Source organism: Siminovitchia sp. FSL H7-0308 (assembly GCF_037980985.1).
In the GTDB taxonomy this organism is placed as follows: domain Bacteria; phylum Bacillota; class Bacilli; order Bacillales; family Bacillaceae_C; genus Siminovitchia; species Siminovitchia thermophila.
In genome coordinates this window covers 1,303,619-1,324,417 of sequence record NZ_CP150282.1, presented here as the reverse complement: position 1 = coordinate 1,324,417, position 20,799 = coordinate 1,303,619, and the positions used below count along the sequence as shown (strand labels likewise).

19 protein-coding genes, 1 CRISPR repeat array and 1 riboswitch are annotated in these 20,799 nt (G+C 39.5%); of the genes, 6 read left to right on the top strand and 13 right to left on the bottom strand.

From position 1 onward, the window contains the following. Positions 1 to 205 precede the first annotated feature (205 nt). Positions 206 to 394: riboswitch (cobalamin riboswitch) on the bottom strand. Positions 395 to 769: 375 nt separating this feature from the next. Both MHB50_RS06205 and MHB50_RS06200 read left to right on the top strand, forming a co-directional pair. Further along, positions 770 to 994 carry a hypothetical protein gene (locus MHB50_RS06205; protein WP_340085041.1) on the top strand — a complete coding sequence of 75 codons (225 nt, stop codon included), beginning with the start codon at positions 770 to 772 and terminating at the stop codon, positions 992 to 994. A 304-nt stretch (positions 995 to 1,298) separates the two neighbouring features. Beyond that, positions 1,299 to 2,222, top strand: a complete 924-nt coding sequence (locus MHB50_RS06200; protein ID WP_077114229.1) for a PhzF family phenazine biosynthesis protein — start codon at positions 1,299 to 1,301, stop codon at positions 2,220 to 2,222. 340 nt (positions 2,223 to 2,562) lie between these two features. Here the strand turns inward: MHB50_RS06200 and MHB50_RS06195 are convergent, their stop codons facing one another. After that, positions 2,563 to 2,838: a metallophosphoesterase family protein gene (locus MHB50_RS06195; RefSeq protein WP_340085040.1), complete on the bottom strand. Its 276-nt coding sequence runs from the start codon at positions 2,836 to 2,838 to the stop codon at positions 2,563 to 2,565. After that, positions 2,780 to 3,265, bottom strand: a complete 486-nt coding sequence (locus tag MHB50_RS06190; protein WP_339162675.1) for a metallophosphoesterase — start codon at positions 3,263 to 3,265, stop codon at positions 2,780 to 2,782. Before MHB50_RS06190 ends, MHB50_RS06195 begins: the two co-directional genes overlap by 59 nt. A 193-nt stretch (positions 3,266 to 3,458) precedes the next feature. Here MHB50_RS06190 and MHB50_RS06185 point away from each other — a divergent pair, with 193 nt between their 5' ends. The 4 genes from MHB50_RS06185 to MHB50_RS06170 all read left to right on the top strand — a co-directional run bounded on the left by MHB50_RS06185 (position 3,459) and on the right by MHB50_RS06170 (position 6,375). Next, the gene (locus tag MHB50_RS06185; protein WP_340085039.1) at positions 3,459 to 4,052 is read left to right on the top strand and encodes an rRNA adenine N-6-methyltransferase family protein; all 594 of its coding nucleotides are present in this window, start codon (positions 3,459 to 3,461) and stop codon (positions 4,050 to 4,052) included. 371 nt (positions 4,053 to 4,423) lie between these two features. Continuing rightward, positions 4,424 to 5,116 carry a GntR family transcriptional regulator gene (locus tag MHB50_RS06180; protein ID WP_340085038.1) on the top strand — a complete coding sequence of 231 codons (693 nt, stop codon included), beginning with the start codon at positions 4,424 to 4,426 and terminating at the stop codon, positions 5,114 to 5,116. Between the two features lie 3 nt (positions 5,117 to 5,119). After that, positions 5,120 to 5,734 carry a sterol desaturase family protein gene (locus MHB50_RS06175; protein WP_340085037.1) on the top strand — a complete coding sequence of 205 codons (615 nt, stop codon included), beginning with the start codon at positions 5,120 to 5,122 and terminating at the stop codon, positions 5,732 to 5,734. 323 nt (positions 5,735 to 6,057) lie between these two features. Beyond that, positions 6,058 to 6,375 carry a hypothetical protein gene (locus MHB50_RS06170; protein ID WP_077114239.1) on the top strand — a complete coding sequence of 106 codons (318 nt, stop codon included), beginning with the start codon at positions 6,058 to 6,060 and terminating at the stop codon, positions 6,373 to 6,375. Here MHB50_RS06170 and qoxD read toward each other — a convergent pair. The 11 genes from qoxD to MHB50_RS06115 form a co-directional block, all read right to left on the bottom strand. Further along, positions 6,332 to 6,613 carry a cytochrome aa3 quinol oxidase subunit IV gene (gene qoxD / locus MHB50_RS06165; protein ID WP_077114241.1) on the bottom strand — a complete coding sequence of 94 codons (282 nt, stop codon included), beginning with the start codon at positions 6,611 to 6,613 and terminating at the stop codon, positions 6,332 to 6,334. The two genes, MHB50_RS06170 and qoxD, sit on opposite strands and share 44 nt — an antisense overlap. A gap of 1 nt (position 6,614) precedes the next feature. Next, complete coding sequence (gene qoxC / locus MHB50_RS06160; RefSeq protein WP_077114243.1) at positions 6,615 to 7,211, bottom strand: cytochrome aa3 quinol oxidase subunit III; 597 nt, start codon at positions 7,209 to 7,211, stop codon at positions 6,615 to 6,617. After that, positions 7,211 to 9,157 carry a cytochrome aa3 quinol oxidase subunit I gene (qoxB, locus tag MHB50_RS06155; protein WP_077114245.1) on the bottom strand — a complete coding sequence of 649 codons (1,947 nt, stop codon included), beginning with the start codon at positions 9,155 to 9,157 and terminating at the stop codon, positions 7,211 to 7,213. Before qoxB ends, qoxC begins: the two co-directional genes overlap by 1 nt. A 65-nt stretch (positions 9,158 to 9,222) precedes the next feature. Further along, positions 9,223 to 10,107, bottom strand: a complete 885-nt coding sequence (qoxA, locus tag MHB50_RS06150; RefSeq protein WP_077114247.1) for a cytochrome aa3 quinol oxidase subunit II — start codon at positions 10,105 to 10,107, stop codon at positions 9,223 to 9,225. 705 nt (positions 10,108 to 10,812) lie between these two features. Further along, positions 10,813 to 12,105, bottom strand: coding sequence for a hypothetical protein (locus tag MHB50_RS06145; RefSeq protein ID WP_340085036.1), 1,293 nt, complete (start codon positions 12,103 to 12,105; stop codon positions 10,813 to 10,815). 482 nt (positions 12,106 to 12,587) lie between these two features. Then, the gene (locus tag MHB50_RS06140) at positions 12,588 to 14,252 is read right to left on the bottom strand and encodes an alpha/beta fold hydrolase (RefSeq protein ID WP_340085035.1); all 1,665 of its coding nucleotides are present in this window, start codon (positions 14,250 to 14,252) and stop codon (positions 12,588 to 12,590) included. A 137-nt stretch (positions 14,253 to 14,389) separates the two neighbouring features. Continuing rightward, the gene (locus MHB50_RS06135) at positions 14,390 to 15,904 is read right to left on the bottom strand and encodes an AbgT family transporter (protein WP_340085034.1); all 1,515 of its coding nucleotides are present in this window, start codon (positions 15,902 to 15,904) and stop codon (positions 14,390 to 14,392) included. Positions 15,905 to 16,119: 215 nt separating this feature from the next. Beyond that, positions 16,120 to 16,284, bottom strand: a complete 165-nt coding sequence (locus tag MHB50_RS06130) for a hypothetical protein (protein ID WP_340085033.1) — start codon at positions 16,282 to 16,284, stop codon at positions 16,120 to 16,122. A 205-nt stretch (positions 16,285 to 16,489) separates the two neighbouring features. Then, complete coding sequence (locus tag MHB50_RS06125; protein WP_205178110.1) at positions 16,490 to 17,044, bottom strand: delta-aminolevulinic acid dehydratase; 555 nt, start codon at positions 17,042 to 17,044, stop codon at positions 16,490 to 16,492. Between the two features lie 385 nt (positions 17,045 to 17,429). Further along, positions 17,430 to 17,729: a CRISPR direct-repeat array (repeat unit 19 nt; unit sequence ATTTCAATCCACGCACTCA). A gap of 1,352 nt (positions 17,730 to 19,081) precedes the next feature. Next, complete coding sequence (locus MHB50_RS06120) at positions 19,082 to 20,119, bottom strand: sensor histidine kinase (protein ID WP_077114323.1); 1,038 nt, start codon at positions 20,117 to 20,119, stop codon at positions 19,082 to 19,084. After that, positions 20,116 to 20,793, bottom strand: a complete 678-nt coding sequence (locus MHB50_RS06115) for a response regulator transcription factor (RefSeq protein ID WP_077114325.1) — start codon at positions 20,791 to 20,793, stop codon at positions 20,116 to 20,118. Before MHB50_RS06115 ends, MHB50_RS06120 begins: the two co-directional genes overlap by 4 nt. Positions 20,794 to 20,799 lie beyond the last annotated feature (6 nt).

Here is a 20,799-nt window from a genome sequence, read left to right as displayed (position 1 = left end):
CTGTAGAGCTTGTTCTTGTCCGAGTATGTAAAATGACGCTCGAGAAAAATCTTTCCCTCCTCCAACTTCGGAAAAACGAAAAAGCCTTGGACTTCCAGAGAAGCCCAAGGCGATTAGGTATTTTGCAAATCTATAAACATAATAGATGGTTGTCTCCATCTATATTGATGACATAGTGACTCATACTTCACCTTTCTCCGGAAGGCTACATATATACGCGTTAGGCAGTTCTCCTGACTTTTGGATCATCGCTTCCTTCCGCCTTCCCGGGGTATTCCCCAGTGGCATAATGGAAAGTCGCTCCTCAATTACAGTGGCCGGACCGTTCAGGACTTTCACCTGATTCCCTTTTAATCTTTTACAAATAAAAAGAACCTAATTCGTTTTTCCATTATTCAGTTGTAATTTGGAGTACAAGCTCTCAATTTGAAATGTTACAGAATTCTAAAAAAAATGTCAACTTTCCAAAGCAAGAATTGGTGGTTGCTTTATGTAATTGCCTCCTAACAAACCTTTAAAAAACGATTAAAACCTGTGAAAAGATGTGAATAAAAAAATCTTCATGACTTTTCCTGATGTGCCTAACATCATATGAATCAATGTTTTTTTCAAAAAATAATAGCTGTTTTCTAAAATGAGTTTACAAATATTGTCCTGTATATGATTTTTTATTTTTCACAATCGAATCCGGTGTTCCTTTGACAATGATTTGATCGCCCTTTTCTCCTCCTTCAGGGCCTAAATCCACAATAAAGTCGATCTTCTCTATTTGCTAATCATCCAAACTGTTCAATCATCCGTTTACTTGCTCGAAATCGTCCGGGATATATTGGGAAAAATAAACCGGCAAAGTCTTGCCGAAGCCAGGCAAGTAACAATGGATTCACTGGCATATATGGATTATCAAATTGAACAACAGCTTTTCGGTTCACATTATTTATACAAGTTAATGAAATTACTAAAACAAAAAGCTTATTTTAGAAGTGTGCGATAAAGAGGAAGTTGTACATAAAGTGAAACTTCATTCAGTAGGGCTTCTACTGAATGTTAGTTGAACCAATCGGGCATTTAAGGCGCCGTTTTCTCCCACTTAGACCTTTGGTATCAACTCTGGTCTTAAAGTAGTGTATATGGCATCTTACATGCGGGATAAAGCACATGGTCTTAACATAAAGGTTGTTACTATGAAAAAACAGGTTTCGTTTTTCACTAACGGGGTCCATTTTTTATTGAACAAGAAAGCCATTATACATGATACAATCAACATGAGTTTCTAAATCTTGGTGGGGGGATCGGGTGTGAAGTCAATAACGGTTTATCACTACGATGCGTTTAGTAAAGAACCTAATAAGGGAAATCCAGCGGGAGTCGTTTTAAGCGGAGATCAGCTGACAGATGCCGAAATGCAAGAGATTGCTTTTAAAGTAGGATTTAATGAGACGGCATTTCCAGTTGCATCCGAAGCCGCAGACCTGAAAATACGATTTTTTACACCGGGTCATGAAATGAATTTATGTGGCCACGCTACAATGGCAACTGTTTATGCGCTCCAAACAAAAGGATTATTGGGCGATAAGACCGATTTTACCATTGAAACAAGGGCTGGGATTTTACCGATCACGATTAAATCAACAGCCGAAAACGACATATGGATCACCATGAAACAAGCTTCTCCAACATTTAAAGAGTTTACAGGTTCCATAGAAGATTTGGCTGGCTCCCTTGGGTTAAATGAATCTGATATCCATGATCAGTTACCTATATTATATGGAAGTACCGGTACTTGGACATTATTAATCCCTATAAAGCAATTGAGCGCTTTTAAGAAAATGAAACCCAATAACAAAGCGTTCCCTTCTATTTTAAAGGAGATGCCAAATGCTTCTGTCCATCCATTCTGTTTGGAAACGCATGATTCACACGCCGATATGCATGCCCGGCATTTCTCTTCACCATATTCCGGTACGATTGAAGACCCGGTAACGGGTACTGCTTCAGGGGTAATGGGCGCTTATTATGCGAAATACATCCATACTCATTTTAAAGATTCTCTGAACCTTGTTGTGGAGCAGGGTCATGAAATCGGAAAAAACGGCCGGGTTATCGTGCGAGTTTCAAAAAACAGTGACTGTCTCGATGTTGAAATCACCGGAAATGCCGTTTATGTAAAAGATTTCGAAGTTTTGCTGGATCATGATGAGATTGTGAAAAATAATACTTAAGCAACCCTGTTTCATGGCAAATACATACTACTAAAAGTACAAGTAAACTAGAAGAAACTGTTCTCATAAAGTGAAACTTCATTCAATAGGGATTCTACTGAATGTTAGTTGAACCAATCGGGCATGTAGGTGCCGTTTTCTCTTGTATTCACTCAAGATGTTGATGTGGGAGTATTACGGCACCTTACATGCGGGATGAAACAATCCTGCAACGATATTAATCGCATCGGGCACGTGAAAGCCGCTTTTATCCGCAAGATAATGCGACTGCTTTATGTTTACTCTGTTGTTTGCACCTTTGATAAAATTGTTTGTTGAAAATTTTATCACTCTTGAGTTATTAAGGCCCTGCGTAAGGCGGGTTTCGTATATGTTCTGCAAAATCTTTTTTATAAGGACATTGCCCTTGGAGAAACCTTTCAGCCGCTTCTTCAACATTGTATTCGGTGATTTTAAAGTGGAATTCGTTATCAATCAGTAACCAACAAGCTCCATTTGCCCGGCTTTGTAAGCCCACACTTCCAGCATTGATGATTCTTTTATTTTCAATAATCCGGTCAAATTGTATATGCGTATGCCCGTAAACAATGATGTTTTCTTTCGTATCCTGTATCATCTGTAATATTGCTTCCAGGAGTATCCACTCTAATCGCTTCTTCATCACTACGCGGGGAACCATGAACAAATAATACCTCCCCTACCCCATCAATTGATAAACTATGATGTTTTGGCATGTTTTTAAGGAATGACATTTGCGAATCACTCAACTGCCCGGCACACCATTGATTTAATTCCGCTATAAAATGTTGTGGCTCTTTTTCCGCCCCATCACCGGAAGCAACTTCCCGATCCGAGTTTCCCATTATGAATACGAACTCGTCTTTATACCTCATGAGCGTATTCATCACTTCTCTTGGTTGTGGGCCCCAAACCAAATCTCCACCCACGACAATTTTTTGAACGTTGTTCCTCTTGATTTCGGTTAAAACAGCTTCCAATGCAAAATGGTTCCCATGAATATCGTAAATGGCTGCTACACGCATCAAACCCCTCCTTCACATATTCTTTTGCTCACTCCATCCAACCTTCCTTCTTTTCATTTGCCATACATGCATATTATTTCAACATTCCCTAAATCACTCTAAAAAATTTACAATTTTTGAGGATTTTATTGGACGTTTTTTCAAGTTTTAGATTTATAATAGACTTATAAAATATAGCTTGGGATGTGAAAAGATGAAGTTCTTTCTATTCTTGTTTCAATATATAACAAATCCCCGGTCGGTCGGGGCCATCCTGCCGAGTTCACAGTTCCTTGGCGACAAAATGTTGGAAACGGTTGATTTTCAGAAAAGTGAGTACATTGTGGAATTCGGGCCAGGAACAGGCATATTTACTGAAAAATTGCTTAAAAAAAGGAAGCCAAGCACGATCATTTTACTAGTCGAACACAACAAAACGTTCTATTCCGTACTGAAGGAAAAGTTCAAAGAGGAACAGAATCTGTTTATTATCAATGGCTCCGCAGAAGATATTGAACAATACGCAAAGGAATATGACCTTCCATACGCAGACTATGTCATTTCCGGACTTCCATTTGCCAGCTTGCCGAAAGAAGTTTCCACCCGGATTTTACAACATACTTCCAACATATTAAAGGAGAATGGAAGGTTCATCACATTCCAATATACCGGCTTTAAAAAAGGACTCATCCAACAATTTTTCCAGATAAGTGAAGTAAAAAAAGAAATGAGAAATATGCCGCCAGCTTATGTGTTTAGCTGCAAGCCGTATGATAAAAGTATAGCGGAAGACCGTCACAATGATTAACAAAGATAACTAAAAGCCTGCGCAAAATCTTCCTTTCTCTGTAGGAATTGAGGAGGCATCCTGACAAATAATCACGAGTTCTTTCAATAAAAGGGTTAGCATAGGCCAACGCCCGGATTTGCCATGGCCCGACTTTGTTCCAGCTTCTTGTATAAACACATATAATACTTGTGACGACTTTTCTGCCAATCACATTCGTCCATAGCAAGTACATCATCACTTTACTGTATCATTTCGTTACTTGTGTTAACAAAAAAATGATTCTTTACCCCTGATAAATGTTTGACTTTTCTTTTATTTTTGAATAAACTTGTGGTAATACCACCAATGAAAATTGTTTGACCATTTATACTCATGATGGAGGAAAGAACGTGAGAAGAAGAGAACGCTCGTCAGACAAAATTGAACAAACATTGGTGAAAGCGATTTTATCGAGCCACTATCCTGTTGGGAGTACATTGCCTCCTGAGCGTGAACTGGCGAAAACATTTGAAGTCGGCCGACCAACTGTTCGAGAAGCGATTCAACGATTAGAAAAAGATGGATGGCTTACTTGTCGGAAAGGTCATTCGCCAATCATCAACGATTACTGGAGTAAAGGCAATTTAACAACACTCGTTCATCTTCTTCACCACCATGAGACGATCACGGAAGATTTTATCGTTTACTTGCTGGAATTAAGAATTTCACTCACACCGACATATATTCGGGATGCCGTCGCTGCAAGTCAGGCAAAAGTTGTGGCAGAACTCGCACATTTAGAACGACTTGAAAATGAAGCAGAAAGCTATGCCACATTTGATTGGCAATTGCAAAGAAGCCTTGCCGCCCTATCCCACAATCCAATCTATCTCCTCATTTTAAATAGCTTTCACACCTTTTATCATGAAATGGCGGTCAACTACTTTGCAATCGAAGAACACAGGAACTTATCTTTTCAATTCTACAATGACTTATTGGCAATGGCGTTACTAGGAGATGCTGCGGAAGCGGAAATGGTGGCCAAAAATGCAATGGAGAAAAGTTTAACACTTTGGAAAACAAGAAAAAAGGTGGAGGAGTAAAAAATGAAACGGAAGTTCTTTTTCTACCCAGACATTTTTGTCATGACGGTTCTTTGGATCATCAGTGTTGGATTCATGATGCCTCATGTCGGTTCATTGTGGACGTGGCTTGCATTTGTGTTAGGAATGATTGCTTATACACTTGTTGAATATATGACACATCGCTTTCTCTTTCATATGAACCCGCCGAAAAATCCTTTTTTACTACATTTATTAAAGCGCTTACATTATGATCACCATGTAAACCCCAATGAATTACATTTATTGTTTTTACCATTATGGTATACACTGCCCAACTTGCTTATTGCGGGTATAATCGCATATCTTGTCACTTCCAGTCTCGCACTAACAAATTCATTTTTAGCCGGAGTCGTTTTGTTCCTTCTCTTTTACGAATGGAAACATTATATCGCCCATCGTCCCATCAAGCCCATTTCCCCTTGGGGACGATGGATGAAAAAAATGCATTTATGGCATCATTTTAAAAATGAAAACTATTGGTACGGGGTGACAAACCCTGTTTACGATTGGGCAATGGGCACTTTTAAAGAACAGCAAAACGTCAAACGAAGCGAATCTGTTCGAAACCTGGAACAGCGAAAAGCGAATCATGATTGAATAGGAGTGAATCGAATCCATTGCAGTCACACTTCGCATTCATCCTATCAATTCGCTAAGCTATGAATCTACAGCACCTTATTTTAAATAATGTGATATTTTTATTTGGCATTTCTTCAAATCAACGCCCCTTTCCATTTTTTCAGTGAAAGGGGTTCCTTCACTTCGGAAAAATACGATTTGTTAATCTATCTATTAAAATACTTCTGATACACATGACACATTGTCAATTCTTAAATGGTCTTAGGGCAAAAAGAATCACAAAATATTTGACAAAAATGTGAACAAGTTGAATAATACATTGTAGAGGGGAGATGTAGAAAATGGAATCTGCATATAAAATACTAAATGCCGTAAAGTATATTGGCAGTACCATCCTTTTACTCGGAATGGGCATTTTCTTGTACGGCTTTTTTGTAAGCGATACCAGCGCGATGATCGGCATAGGCATCGGCACAGTCATGGGAGCTATTTTTATCTTTCTAATAGGTGTATTTTTTGTGGCAACTGAAGAAATGGAGAGCAAAACAGATAAAGGTGTCAGGCTTTCTCCTAAACAAAAGGAGCGCCCGGTGGACACTCCTTTTGAAACGGGATTTACATATCCCAGATCAATATTAACAATGTACCGAAGATCGTAACCAAAGCGATGGCAAAGGCATAATAGATGTTCGTAAGAATCGATCCTTTGTCTTTCGTTTCACCAGCATGCATAAATACAATGAGCTGGACAGCGGCTTGCACGAATGCCGTCACTAATAAGATCGTCATTCCAGCCGCAAACGAAAGGTCAAAGAAGTAAACAGTAAGCGCAATGGCTGTGAGCACCAATGAAAATACAAATCCTGCAACTTGTTTGCGCGGGAATAATTCGCTCATGTTACATCATTCCTTTCAAGTAGACAAAGCTGAAAATAAAAATCCACACGACATCCAGAAAATGCCAGTAAAGAGAAAAGATGAACGCTTTATTGGCTGTTTTTGGTGTAAGTCCTTGTTTCTTTACTTGCAGAATGATGAATAGTCCCCAGAATAAACCAAGTGTTACGTGGGCGCCATGTGTTCCTAAAGTTGTTAATAGGATGGCCGTGAACGCACTTGTTTGTAATCCCGCTCCAACATCGACGTAATGGACGAATTCATAAATTTCAACGCCTAAGAAAGTGAGACCGAGAAGCAACGTGACCGCAAAGAAGGCCAGCATTGCTTTTTTATTGCCAATACGCATCGCATGAACGCCAAGACCAATGGTAAAACTGCTCGTCAAAAGCACGAGTGTTTCAATGAGCACCGGCGTTATTTCAAATATCTCCGCGCCGGCAGGCCCATTTCCTGTCCGGTCGACTAATGTGAAATAAGAGGCGAAAAGTGTTGCAAAAAGCATGATTTCGGCCCCGATAAAAATCCAGAACCCTAGTATATTCAGTTGATTTTGATCTGTGCTATATTCAAGCGGCAGCGAGTGATCTACATTCATCAGCTAGCACCTCGCAACTTTTTTTCAGTTTCTTCCACTTCTTCAACAGAAATGTAATAACCGTCGTCTTTCTCGAATGAACGGTAAGCCATACAAGCCAAAATCCCGATGGTTGTAATAATAGCCGGAATCCACATGCTGAACACCAAGGAGAATCCCCATAAGAAGAATATGCAACTCATGATAAACGGGCCTCCGGTGTTATTTGGCATATGAATTTTTTCAATTTTATCTTTAAATAGCTTTCGGTCTTTTTTCTTATGATCCCAAAACGCCTCAACGGAATGAACTTGCGGTATCGTCGCAAAATTATACGCCGGGACCGGACTGTGTGTTGCCCATTCAAGGGTGCGCGCATCCCAAGGATCGGAGCTAATATCTCTTGAAGCATAGCGCGTGCTGTAATAAACATTGTACACAATCAAAGCAAAACCAATTGCGAGCCCAATCGCACCGATGAAAGAGATCAGATTAAGCGGCCCAAATCCGGTTGCTTCTGAATAAGTGTACATCCTTCGTGCCTGCCCATCCAAACCGGTGAAGAACATCGGGAAAAAGGTGACATTAAAACTGATGGCGATAAACCAGAACGCCCATTTTCCGATTCTTTCATTCAACATAAAACCAAACATTTTGGGCCACCAGTAAGTGAGGCCGGCCAGCATCGCGAATACAACACCAGGAATAATCGTATAGTGAAAGTGTGCGACTAAAAACATCGTATTATGGTATTGATAGTCGGCACTCGCCATGCCAAGCATAACTCCTGTAACCCCGCCGATCGTAAAGATCGGAATGAAACCTACTGCATAAAGCATGGGAACAGTAAATTCAATCTTCCCTTTCCACATTGTCAAAATCCAGTTGAAAATCTTGATTCCGGTCGGAATCGCGATCGCCATTGTGGTAATGGAGAAAATACTATTCGTAAGCGGGCCTTGCCCCATCGTAAAGAAGTGGTGCGTCCACACTAAGAATGAGAAAAACGAAATGATCACGATCGAACCAACCATTGATTTATAACCGTAGAGGTTACGCCGGGCAAATGTAGAAATAACCTCACTATATACACCAAATGCCGGTAAAATTAAAATATATACTTCCGGATGCCCCCAAACCCAGAACAGGTTTGCCCAAAGCATATCCATCCCGCCATTTGTCGTTGTAAAGAAATTTGAACCAAACAGCCGATCCATTGTTCCGAATAGGAGCGCAATAGTCAATACTGGGAAAGCAAAAACGACAATGACGTTCGTAATGAAAGCGGTCCATGTAAACATTGGCATTTTCATAAGCGTCATGCCAGGTGCTCTCATTTTTAAGATCGTCACAATAAAGTTAATCCCAGAGATTAATGTGCCGATCCCGGCAATTTGAATCGCCAGCATATAATAATTTGTGCCGACTGATTGACTGAAATCATTACCTGCGAGCGGAAAATAAGATGTCCAACCCGAATCAGGAGAACCACCAACAACAAAAGAAATATTAAACAGCATCGCGCCCATGAAGTATAGCCAAAAGCTTAAAGCATTTAAGCGCGGGAACGCGACGTCACGCGCGCCTATTTGCAGTGGAACAACGAAGTTCATCAGGGCATATATAAATGGCATCGCCATAAAGATAATCATCACTACCCCATGAGTGGTGAAAATTTCATTATAATGCTGCGCATCCAACAATGTATTTTCAGGTGCGGACGTTTGTGCCCGCATCATAATCGCATCTACGCCTCCGCGAAACATCATCAGCAAAGCGGAGATTAAATACATAATGCCAATCCGTTTATGGTCAACGGTTGTCAACCATTCCCGCCATAAATAACCCCATTTCTTAAAATAGGTTAAACCAGCGACAATTGCGATAACTGTTAACCCGATGGCTACCATCGATGCATAAATGGCTGGACTTGGATGAGGAATGGCAAAACGTTCAAGATAATCCATCCTTTAGGACTCCTTCCTGGTAAGTTATCAGCCTTGGAAACAACCAATCATTCATGTTGAAGCTACTATTGATGCTTGCTCGTTTTATCATGTTCTTCATTGGCTCCATGATGATGTCCACTATGTTCTCCCTCCGGAGGAGGCAAAAATCCCAGGTGTGTGCCACTGAATGTTAATTGTCCTAAATGGCCCGGTTCTAACAACTGGTCAAATTTTTCTTCCGTAAGAGGTTCAGCCGTTGCTTTCACTTCTTGAACCCAATCGTCAAACTCTTTTTCCGGCATTGCTTTTACGAGAAACGTATTTTCAGCAAATCCTTTGCCGCTAAAGTTTGCATTCCTTCCCATATACTCACCGGGCTCATCAGCAGCCAAATGTAATGTGGTTACCATGTCAGCCATTGCATACTTTTGTCCGCCAAGCTGCGGAATCCAAAAACTTGTAATGGGGCCATATGAATACAATTTAAACTCCAATCGACGGTCTGTCGGGATGTACAAATAGTTAACCGTTTCGATATCTTCTTCCGGATAACTAAAATGCCATTTCCAATTAGAAGACGAAGCGTAAACAACCAAAGGTTCTTGTTCTTCATACTTTTTCGGTGGTGCCTCAACTGCGTATGTGGACTTCACCGTAATAACTGAAAGGAAAATAATGATTATAACCGGAATTCCAACGATAATGGATTCCACCACCGGATTTCCTTCAATATGCGGAGGTTCATAATTCTCATCCTGTTTTGAAGCCCGGTATTTTACAATCATTATGATCAAAAGGACGAAAACGGCTATCACAATGATGGCCATCATCGCAATCGATATCCAAATGACGTTTGCTGTCGTTTCTGCTTGAGGACCTTTCGGATCCAATACCATTACTGGTTCGCAACCCGCCAACACTGCTAGAATCGCGATGGCCACACATAAAAAAGCCCATTTCATTTTCATGCAGGAAACTCCTTTCTTTCGATTAAAAAGGGTGATTGTAAATAACAATCGTTTTTTGTATTTAATTTACAAATATCTTATTATCATGATCGTTTAAAAACAATCGATTGTGACATATGTCACAAAATGTCCTTGAATCAAAAAAGAGATCAGTAACAAAATGTTCAAAGAAACGGAAGAAGCAGGAAAAAAGAAGATTTAAATGAGTAGCGTTTTTTTAAAATCTATAGTATTTTTGAAGTTTGGGGGGTAAATAAAACTGGCCATCATACTGTACGTAAACGCGGGAACATAAAAGATATGAAGAGTAAATACGATTTCTTCCCAGTATATATGACAAAAAATAATTTGACTTAGAACATAAAAAGAGCAACCACCCTTTTAATCTTTCACTGCGGATGATTGCTTCTAATATTTGTCTTTTCTATCGTTTTTCTTGTCCTTCCATCTTTTCAATATTTGGCAAAGTCCCTTATTTCAATTTCGAATTCCACAACGATATTTCTCTACACGTTCAAGTAAACTTCCCTCTCCCACATGGCCAAATTCCTTGAAATGAAGAGCCAGGTGTTGAGAGACTAGTAAGATATTCTTTTTCCCCACCAAGAAGTTTTCGCTGAAAATTGACATTATGGATGGGTATCATCACTCATATTGTCTCCACAGTTTTCAATCCCAAAATGCATATCACTCCATGACGGAACCTCACAGCTTCAATTCAAAAATCTTGCGGGGTCTTCCCCGGTTTCCGGGCTGCTCTTCCCCTTTCACTGATGCCAACTTGGCTTTTTGGAGCTCTGATAATACCCTTCTTGCATTTCTTTCAGAATATCCGAGCCATTCCGAAATATCCTTGGCCGTAACTAAGTTCGTTTGATGTATTTTACTTAAGGAGGCCAATTTGGAAAGAGTGGTTGAACTTAAGCTTATTTTTGTCTCCTTATTTTTTGCTACATGCCGATGGGAAAATGGAAGAGGCGTATCGTCTTTGTTCCAAATGACCACATCCTTATTTTCATTAACGGTCGCAATTGAAGAGGTCGTTTTTTCTTTAAGATGTTTTAAAGCAAGCCGGGTATTCGTATCAGCCTGTAAGTTCGTCAATCCGTAGCCAATGCCAATATGAACATCCAATTGACTTTGGGCTTTAATTTGAGGCAAGAGCGATTGCAATGGATGATTCTTTTGAAATAATTCTAATTGACCTTTTGTCGTATATACAAAAAACAGTCCATCACCTATTTTCACATATGAACCTTGTACGCTTTGAGTAAAATCCAACAGGATGTTCTCTAATGCCAACTCTTTTCTTTTGTCATCGAATGAAGCTTGATCGGTCAGAGATGAGGTTTCCGCTTCAATAATCTTAATACTCATTACCGCAAACAGCGCCTTTTTATAAATCGCGGACTGTGCTCTTTCTTTTAAAAAATGCAACACTTGCTCGATAATTAATTCCGAAGGAGTCACCCTGTAACAGGGAACTTCTTCCGCTTTTAACATTTCATATACATCCTGTAAACAAGTTAAAGCCGCTTCTATCTCTCCCTTTCGGTACAGCTCCAGATGTTCCGCCATTATCTCTTCAGAAGGGTAATATTTATCATACTTGATCGGAAGGAGTGTTAAATTGTCCAGATCATATTTATAGTGGATGTATGTAATTTCTTGAGGTTGGATAGTATCAAGACTGTATTTTTTTGCGTTTTTTTCACTAACCGCCTTTAGCAGTGTACCCAGGAGGCTAGGACCATAAATCGGAGGATAAATGGCTTGATCTTCATTTAAAAGGTTGTTTTCAAGAGCAAAATAATACGGTACACGGCCCGAAAAAAGCCACTGGCTGATCATGCCTTCATTTTTTTGAATGATATCATGTACTTCAACCCGGTTTTTATAGGGAAATAGTTTGACATTGATATTGGACATATTCTTTGCTACGTTTCCGATTAAATGTACAGAATCCGTTGGACCCACAACACCAATCCATACTTTCATTTTGAAATAACTCCTTCAATCCTCTATTCCCTGCCTTCCGCCATCTATTTTTTTGCAATAATAGCGGTAGTATTCAGATACGATGAAACAGCCATGATAAAATGGAAATTATTTTTCGGGACGGCTGATGCCAGTTTTCCGGGGAATGAACGAAAAACCGGCATTTCATGTAGCTGCAAGATTCACCTCGGTCAAAAGCCGAAAAATAACTCTTTCATTTTTTCGAGCGAAGCATTCAGATTCATTGTTCACGGTAATCACTAACATGAAACCGCTTTTCTAGTTGATCCTTTATCCTAGTATAAACCTTTTCCTATAACGAGTCACCACCACCCAAGGCCCTTTTGCCGATATAACAAAAATCACTCGAGCTTATTTGTCATATTTTTGTTGTGCATTTGGTTTTCTTCCCCGGGTATAGTAGATTCATTTTCTCGTTACAGAGAATCAATTACATTTTCCAGTCATGCCGTTCAGGCCTCCTACGACTTCCAGCCAGTTAAGTGTGATCGCAAAAAGTGAAGAACTTCTTGATAATATATAGTCAGGTTTTTACGGTGATAAAATTCATGACCTTCATTTTCAAAAAAAAGAGAATGGATATTTTTCTTATCTTTTAAGCGCTCCAGCATGTTGATCGATTCGTTTATTGATACCCGAATATCATTTTTCCCATGAAAAATATAAAGTGGCTTGTTGAGCTTTTCAGCATTGGTTAATGGGGCTATTGAATGAAAGAAAGCTTTCAGCTCATCTGCGTCTCCATACTCCGCTTCCCGCATTTTCCGGCGCCAATGGGCGGTATGCTGAAAAAATTGATTTAAGTCCGACATTCCAACTACATCGATGCCTGCCGCACATAGCTCTGGATACTGAGTAAGGATGGAAAGCACCATGTATCCGCCGTAACTTTCTCCCATAATAGCGATTCTATCCTGATCTATTTCAGGATTCGATTTTAAATGCTGTATAAGTGCTGCAACATCTTTCATTGCATCCGTTCGACGTTGTTTGTCGTCCAAATGGATATACGATTTTCCATACCCATTACTTCCACGGATATTAGGTACAATCACATCAAAACCGAATTGGACAAGCGATTGAAATAGCGGTGAAAACTCAGCCACTGCCTGAAATTCTGTCCCTCCATGAATAAAAACAATAGCCGGGCGCTTTGTTTTTCCATGAGACTTTGAATAATGAAAATAAGGTATTTCTAACTGATCAAAACTTTTAAAGGAGCATTCAACCGGCCGAACAAGCAACCCCTTTAATGGTGCTGACTTCGTCATGTTCGTTTGTTGTGCCAGCTTTTCTTTCGGGATTGAATAGCTCCAGATTTCACCAGGGTGTGTTGGGCCATCACAGACAAAAGCGAATTCATCATTATTTAACCATATTAGTGAACTGATCGTTCCATAAGGGATCGAATCAATCTGCTTTTTTGTCCCTTCACTCTCAGCAAAAAGGAAAAGCCTGGACACCCCATTTTCATTGGTCACAAAGGCCAGCTTTTCTCCATCAGGAGACCGTTTAAAATCAACGATATCCCATTCAGCCTGTACTAATACTTGCTTTTCGCCGCTCTTCAGCTGATATTTGTTCACACTGGTAAATTCTCCCTCCAAATCAATCGCAACATATAAATGATTTGTATGTTCATCAATGTCTACGCCATAACAGCGGGCAGGTCTCGGAAGCAAATGTTGTTTCAGCTCGTTTGCTTGCAGGTCAAATACATGTAACTGATGGTGGATAAGAGTGTGTTCTTCCTTCAGTAAAAGGGTGTTATCGAACCATTTAACGGGCACCAGCTTAGAAGGGCTTGAGTAAATCTTCTCATTTCTTCCGGATGATGCATCATAGACCATGAGTTCAAACAATCCTTGTTCTTCATGGACCCTGGTGTAAACCAACTGCTTTCCATCTGGTGACCACGCACCAAAAAAGTGAAAATATGGATGATCTATCGCAATTGGTGTATACGTATTTACTTTCAAATCAAGCATTGTGATTTGATCCATTTCTTTTCCATCCACATCAAATAAAATCACCATTTTCTTTCCATCGGGCGAAAATATGAATTGATTCACCCTGCCATTAATCTCGGTTACTTGTCTTTTTTTCCCCGATGATTCATACCACACTTGAGGTGTTTCCGAAAGATCACAAATGAAGTAAAAGCCGTTATGGTATGCAATTGTTTTCTTTAAAACTTGTCCAATCTGTAAGATAGGTTCGATTGTTTTCAGTTTGACTCCTCACCTTTTGAATGAAATATCTGTTAATTTAAAAATTGATTAACTCCCGGACCTATCGGCAAGCCCGCAATACTCCAGAGAATGAACATTACAATCCAAGAAAATAAAAATATAATTGAATAAGGCATCATGAGTGATAAAAGTGTCCCAAATCCTGCTTTGTGATCATATTGCTTCATAAATGTAAGAAGCATGGGTACGTACACATTCAATGGTGTAATAATATTCGTTGATGAGTCTCCAATTCTATAAGCCAATTGAATAAAAGCAGGATGGTAATCAACGATCGTAAGCATCGGAATAAAAATAGGAGCCATAATCAGCCACTTTTCAGATCCACCAAATATGAAAAGATTTAGAAAAGCGGTCAGAAGGATAAACCCAACGATAACAGGCAGGCCGGTTAAATGAAAACCTTGTAAAAGCTCTGCCCCATTTACTCCCAGCCATATACCCAAGTTTGACCAATTAAAATAGGCTATAAATTGCGCAGCAACAAATACAAGAACAATATATCCGGATATATCCATGATTGCTTCTGTCATTAACTTGGGCACATCCGCGCTTGTTCTTATTTTCTTGACTTTAATTCCGTAAGCTATAGACACCACAACAAAAAACAAAAAAATAAATGGTACGATTGAGCTTAAAAAAGGAGATGGAATCAGTCCCCCATCATCATTCCGCAACGGTGAATTTCCTGGTAAAATAAGACATAATACCAAACCAATATATATAAGTCCGCTTATGCCGGCTGCGAGCAGTCCTTTCTTTTCAATGGCGGAAATGGAAAATTCATCTTGAGCCTTTGTCCCCTTAAATTCTCCCAGTCGCGGCTCAATTATTTTTTCAGTGACAAGCCCGCCTAAAAAAGTAAGAAGTACAACGGATGTCGCCATAAAAAAATAATTGTCTACAGATGTAACAACCAAAGTCTCATCTATACTTTTCGCTACTTCAGTTGAAATACCGGATAAAAGGGCATCCGTACCCGCCACGAAAATATTGGCGGTAAATCCTGCTCCCCCGCCGGCAAATCCCGCTGCCATTCCTGCAAGCGGATGTCTGCCAAGTGCATAAAATGCCATTCCTGCCAAAGGAGGGATAATCACAAATGCTGCATCAGAAGCCAAATTTCCTATTATTCCTGTAAAAACAACCGCATAAGGAACAACCCGCTTTGGCGCCCCTAAAATCATCCTTTTCATAAACGCATCTAAAAGTCCCGCCTTCTGAGCCATCCCAATTCCCAAAATCAATACTAAAACAACTCCAAGCGGATAAAAGCTTGTGAAGTTCGTAATCATATCACCAAAAATGAATTGTACCCCATCTTTTGAAAAGAAGCTTTTAATTTTCATAGTTTCTTGAGTTCCCGGATGAACCACCGAGACACCCAAAAAACTCGCCATTTCAGCAATGATCAATAACCCCACTATTAAATAGATAAAAATCATAAATGGATGAGGAAACTTATTTCCTACCTTTTCAACAAAATTTAAAAATTTCAACATAAATTTGTTTAAAGCGCTTACCATTTTCACATCCTCCTTTAAACCCCTTTTAGACAATTAATTATGGAACATTTTCAGTATCTATTCCATAATTATATTCATTATACCTATTTTTCAAAAATTGAAAAGAGGGAATTTCTTTTTTAATTAGAGACTTTTTGCAAATTGACGATTTGCTGTAAGTGAAATGGATACTGCGTAAGAACTCATCGTATCATTCGTATAATGGCAAAACACCACTAATACTGGTATGAATAATGCGCCATGTCCGCCAAAAGTAAAACGGTTGGACGGACGAATTCGAAAAGCATGACTAGAAATGCTTGACAAACTTTCCATGGCTCTTTCAGTGTGACTCTCAACTCCGCGTTTACATCCTGAAAAATATCATTGTGATCGGCCATCGCTTCACCACCTTCCGAAAACGCCTATTCCGAAAACATGATAGACTAAAAAACAATCGGGCGTTTACTAGCTATTGACCTGCACGTTTCATCTCGATTCTTCATGGGACTTACTGCCAATGAACACCAGATAAAAAAATAAACTGAACCCCTATTGGATCCAGTTCAAATAAAAAAATATGAGATTGAAGAAAAACCAAAAGATTTACGATACATAAAGTCGGTACATAGAAGTTTCCTCATCCATCGATTTTGCGATCTCAAACGCTTCTAGCTGACTTTTTTTATTCTGTATGACCTCATACATAAATCTTAAAAGAAACATTAAATTGGCGTTGCCATCTATATAATCATCAGGTCCCATATAAGAACGACAACCACAATGAAGAAATGCTTTCGCAAGCGCTTCTGCTCCCAATGTACAGCCCGAAGCGATCACCTTCACATTTTTTAAGCTTGTATAACGCATCACATCGTGTTGATCAAAAAATTCTCCCCGAGGCTCACCAGGTTCATAGACTTCCTCACCAAGTTCAGGCAAACAAAACCTTTCTTCGTCCCCATGAAAATTCAAAATGAGATAATCAACCCTGTGATCCAGATCCTCACCGGACAACACATCCACCAGATCATTTGGCCGCCCTATCCAGTGTACAATAACCCTGGCTCCAAAAGATTCTAATGCTGTCCGAAGAGCAAATGATTCCAAATCACAATCTGGGCCTACAACTAAACTTACATATAACTCCGGTTTACTCATCTGCCATCTCCCTTTTTACAAAATATACAGCCCCCGACAGACGGATTCTATTTATCAAAACAATCAGATTCATCATCAGAGGGAATAAAGCCATTATACAAATGAACGCCCACTTTTTACCAATTATATCATTCGATCAAACATGAATTTTTTGTAGCGAATGATCGCCTGAACATATGCTTTTTTAGTTACAATGTCCGTAGTTAAAATCCACTATTTCCAAATGACATTATTGTACTCTCCTTGACGTTTCCCTTATATTGCGTGGCATTTACTTAAATCAAACCAACTTGTATTTTATCCACATGGAGTGCGTCGAGCTGGAAAACAAATGATGCGTACAACATCAATAACATTCAATCATGGAGTGGCGCACACCAGAGCCATTTTAATCCACGCACTCATATAGAGTGCGACTTTCCGTGGTTGAAAGGCCTGAAATTCCTTCTCCAATTTCAATCCACGCACTCATATAGAGTGCGACTAAGTGGAGTTTGTCGAGGTGGATATCCTCCAAAGATTTCAATCCACGCACTCAAGTAGAGTGCGACCATGATGGTCGCCGACAATGAAGGTGAGCATCTATATTTCAATCCACGCACTCAAGTAGAGTGCGACGTACGGTACTCACCAGATACAACAAACATACAGGAATTTCAATCCACGCACTCAAGTAGAGTGCGACAGCGAAAATCTCCTAATAAAAGGGAAATCATTTCCTGAATCTAGTAGAATAAACTGTTTTTTGGGTGTTTCGCCTATCTTCTTTTCAATTTTATAATATATTTTCGTATTATACTGGGTTTTTTTGGTGCGGGTCCCCTAGGGATTTTATGTTCGCTTGGGGTCCGCACCAAAGCTTACACCCTACTCTATTAAACTGATGTTGCGCTTTTTTAATTAAAAAATTATTTCAAGTTTCCACTAAGAGCCCTAGAATCAAACGTTCAACCCTCTTTTTTCCCAGTATATTTCAACCAAGTACTCATCCAGACCTGAACCCAAGCCATTTCAATCCACGCACTCACATGGAGTGCGACATACACAGGTCATTTTCACATAAGGGGGGGTTAACAATTTCAATCCACGCACTCACATGGAGTGCGACAGCGGGTTCTTAATCCAAGCATACCATAAGGGCTGGCGAGCCTAAAAGTGCGAATCACCATTTTCGCGATTTTTCAAGACAACTTTTTCATAAAGATTGCCGCAATCCCGCGTTGTGACACTGGTGCGAGTTCACCAGGGTTTTCATGTGAGCTTGGGGTCCGCACCCACGTTTAACCATTCCTCATCAGCTATACGTATTTCTTTTGCGGCCGAGAGCATTTCATCCTCGTTCCACTCCAAACGACGGTCTGTATAAGCATGGGATAGCAGACTCATCCTGCGGCTAAGAGATTGTGGATACCAACACTAAACTGTACAATGATAAAAAGAGAACGATCTCCCTATTTTGTACTTAGGAGATTCCAGTTTTTTTGTTCTTCAGGGAGTTTAAAAGAATGAAGCACTTCCAAATGTTCATCGGAAAACATTTTTAACGCAACATAATCCACTTTTTCCATAGCGTTACTGCTCCTTGGTTTTTATTTGTAATCTAACGAGAAATATCGTCATCATTACAGCAATTAGCAATCCTCCAAACACATAACCCCAGCTGAAAAATGAAACAGAATAAAGCGATCCTTCGTCAATCTTTCGCATAACATTTGTAATATACAAGGGATTCATATCATACATAAATGTGCTTATTAAATATATTAGAATTTTCTCTATGATACAAGGAACCAAAAAACCTAACGCATAAAAAGTTTTACTGTTTCCCTTACAGTAGACTGAATAGTACCATGCACCAGCTGTATAGGGTAAGACTATCAATAAAACACCTAAAACATGTTTTAAATTCAAACCTATCAAGAACGGTACCGAGTATATCAGTACATAAGTCGATAGTATAATCAACCAGCCTAAACACAATTTAAGAAAAGCTATATATCTTTGTTTCAACTTTTACACCCCTCTTTTGTGGTGTTTTTACTGTTTCACATTTGGAAATTTGAGCGCTATGGTCAACCCCGAACCAAGCTCTGATTTTGCCTCCAACTGAATGGCTAAATCATAAGCCATCTTGCTCACTAAGAAGAGTCCCATACCTGTTGCTTGTCTTGTATAGGTACCTCTCCCTCCAGTAAAGCCCTTATCAAAAATAAATGGTAAATCTTCTTCAGAGACACCAGGCCCATTATCTCGTATAGATAAAATGGTTTGTTCACTCGCTCGATCATAACCCGTTTCAAACTCCAAAATGGGATCATTCTGATTCTGCGCAACGTATTTCGTACTGTTAAAAATGATTTGTTCTATGATGAAAGCTAATCCTTTGCGGTCGGATAAAATCTCCATCTCTTCACCTTTGAACTGTACTTGAAAACCGGATTCATCTAGTAGTGTTTGATGGTCTTCAACAGTCTGTTTGCAAAATGCGAGCACATGTATTGGTTCAAAAATATAATCTTTATGAGCAGCCCCAAGCCTTGCAAAATACAAAATTCGCTCTACGTCTCCATGCATTTGATCTCTAATATGAAGCATACGCTGTCTCACAAGGGGAGACATTTCGTCACTGCGGTTATCTAATAGCAATGTCATCAATGAGAGCGGCTTTTTAATTTCGTGAACCCATCCTTCGATATAGTTTTCATAATCGGCGAGTTCAATGACTTGATCATTCAGTTCCGCCTGATATGACCTAATGGTACTTCCCATCCTGCGGATAAATGACCAATGAGTCTTAGGAGATACGCGGCATAATCTTTCTTCGTTCGCTTCATTCGGTTCTGACAAAAAATCTTGAAAGACAGCTTCGATGATTTTTTGCTTTCTTATCATCAGGAATACAGACAATAATATCATCGCCAGTGTAAAAATCATCATGAGTCCCACTAACACCTTAAAAGTTTCAGGATAAGCCAGCCAAGCTAAATAACTAAAAAGGAGGCTTATAGCCATTAAGATAAGAAACCATTGTTTATGGGCATGAATACAATCATAGATTTGCTTTATCCATTTCATGGCTTCTCCTGCCCCCTCAGTCGATAACCTTTGCCCCTGATTGTCTCAATTTGATTCTCCAAGCCTAACTGCCGCAATGTTTTTCGTAAGCGAGTCAGATTTACTTGAAGGGCATTTTCGTCTATATATTGGTCTGTTCCCCATAAAATTTCACTCAGTGTTGATTTGGTTACAACCTCAGGTTTATTTTGCACTAAAGCCAATAAAATTTTTCCTTCATTCGCTGATAATAATAACGATTCGGATCCTTTATACAACGTAAACGTATTGGGATCTAATGAAAAACTGCCACCATCGATCAAGTCTGGTTGTCTTTCAAACCTTCTTAGCAAGTTCTGAATGCGCGCCAATAATCGGTCTCGATTACATGGCTTAGTGAGATAATCATCTGCACCTAAATGAAGACCATGTAATTCATCTTGCAACTTATCTCTGGAAGTAAGCATCAATATGGGACCAATCCCTTTGGATTTTAGACTTTTACATATTTCAAATCCAGATTGTCCCGGTAAATTGATGTCCAATAAGACTAAGTTTGGTGCCAAAGTGGCAATTTGCGCGACTACATCATGAAAGTCGGTAATTGCTACTGCTTCAAACCCTTCTTTTTGCAATATATCCATTAACTCTTCTCTCATCCATGAATCATCTTCAACAACAGCAATCGTCGCCACTTTGAC

What these genes read in the sequence shown, in the direction of transcription:
- MHB50_RS06125 (WP_205178110.1), bottom strand. Translation starts at nt 17,044, where the DNA reads ATGAGTAAACCGGAGTTATATGTAAGTTTAGTTGTAGGCCCAGATTGT.
- MHB50_RS06190 (WP_339162675.1), bottom strand. Translation starts at nt 3,265, where the DNA reads ATGCGTGTAGCAGCCATTTACGATATTCATGGGAACCATTTTGCATTG.
- qoxA (WP_077114247.1), bottom strand. Translation starts at nt 10,107, where the DNA reads ATGAAAATGAAATGGGCTTTTTTATGTGTGGCCATCGCGATTCTAGCA.
- MHB50_RS06170 (WP_077114239.1), top strand. Translation starts at nt 6,058, where the DNA reads ATGGAATCTGCATATAAAATACTAAATGCCGTAAAGTATATTGGCAGT.
- MHB50_RS06120 (WP_077114323.1), bottom strand. Translation starts at nt 20,119, where the DNA reads ATGAAATGGATAAAGCAAATCTATGATTGTATTCATGCCCATAAACAA.
- MHB50_RS06195 (WP_340085040.1), bottom strand. Translation starts at nt 2,838, where the DNA reads ATGATACAGGATACGAAAGAAAACATCATTGTTTACGGGCATACGCAT.
- MHB50_RS06175 (WP_340085037.1), top strand. Translation starts at nt 5,120, where the DNA reads ATGAAACGGAAGTTCTTTTTCTACCCAGACATTTTTGTCATGACGGTT.
- MHB50_RS06145 (WP_340085036.1), bottom strand. Translation starts at nt 12,105, where the DNA reads ATGAAAGTATGGATTGGTGTTGTGGGTCCAACGGATTCTGTACATTTA.
- MHB50_RS06135 (WP_340085034.1), bottom strand. Translation starts at nt 15,904, where the DNA reads ATGGTAAGCGCTTTAAACAAATTTATGTTGAAATTTTTAAATTTTGTT.
- MHB50_RS06130 (WP_340085033.1), bottom strand. Translation starts at nt 16,284, where the DNA reads ATGGCCGATCACAATGATATTTTTCAGGATGTAAACGCGGAGTTGAGA.
- MHB50_RS06185 (WP_340085039.1), top strand. Translation starts at nt 3,459, where the DNA reads ATGAAGTTCTTTCTATTCTTGTTTCAATATATAACAAATCCCCGGTCG.
- qoxB (WP_077114245.1), bottom strand. Translation starts at nt 9,157, where the DNA reads ATGGATTATCTTGAACGTTTTGCCATTCCTCATCCAAGTCCAGCCATT.
- qoxD (WP_077114241.1), bottom strand. Translation starts at nt 6,613, where the DNA reads ATGAGCGAATTATTCCCGCGCAAACAAGTTGCAGGATTTGTATTTTCA.
- qoxC (WP_077114243.1), bottom strand. Translation starts at nt 7,211, where the DNA reads ATGAATGTAGATCACTCGCTGCCGCTTGAATATAGCACAGATCAAAAT.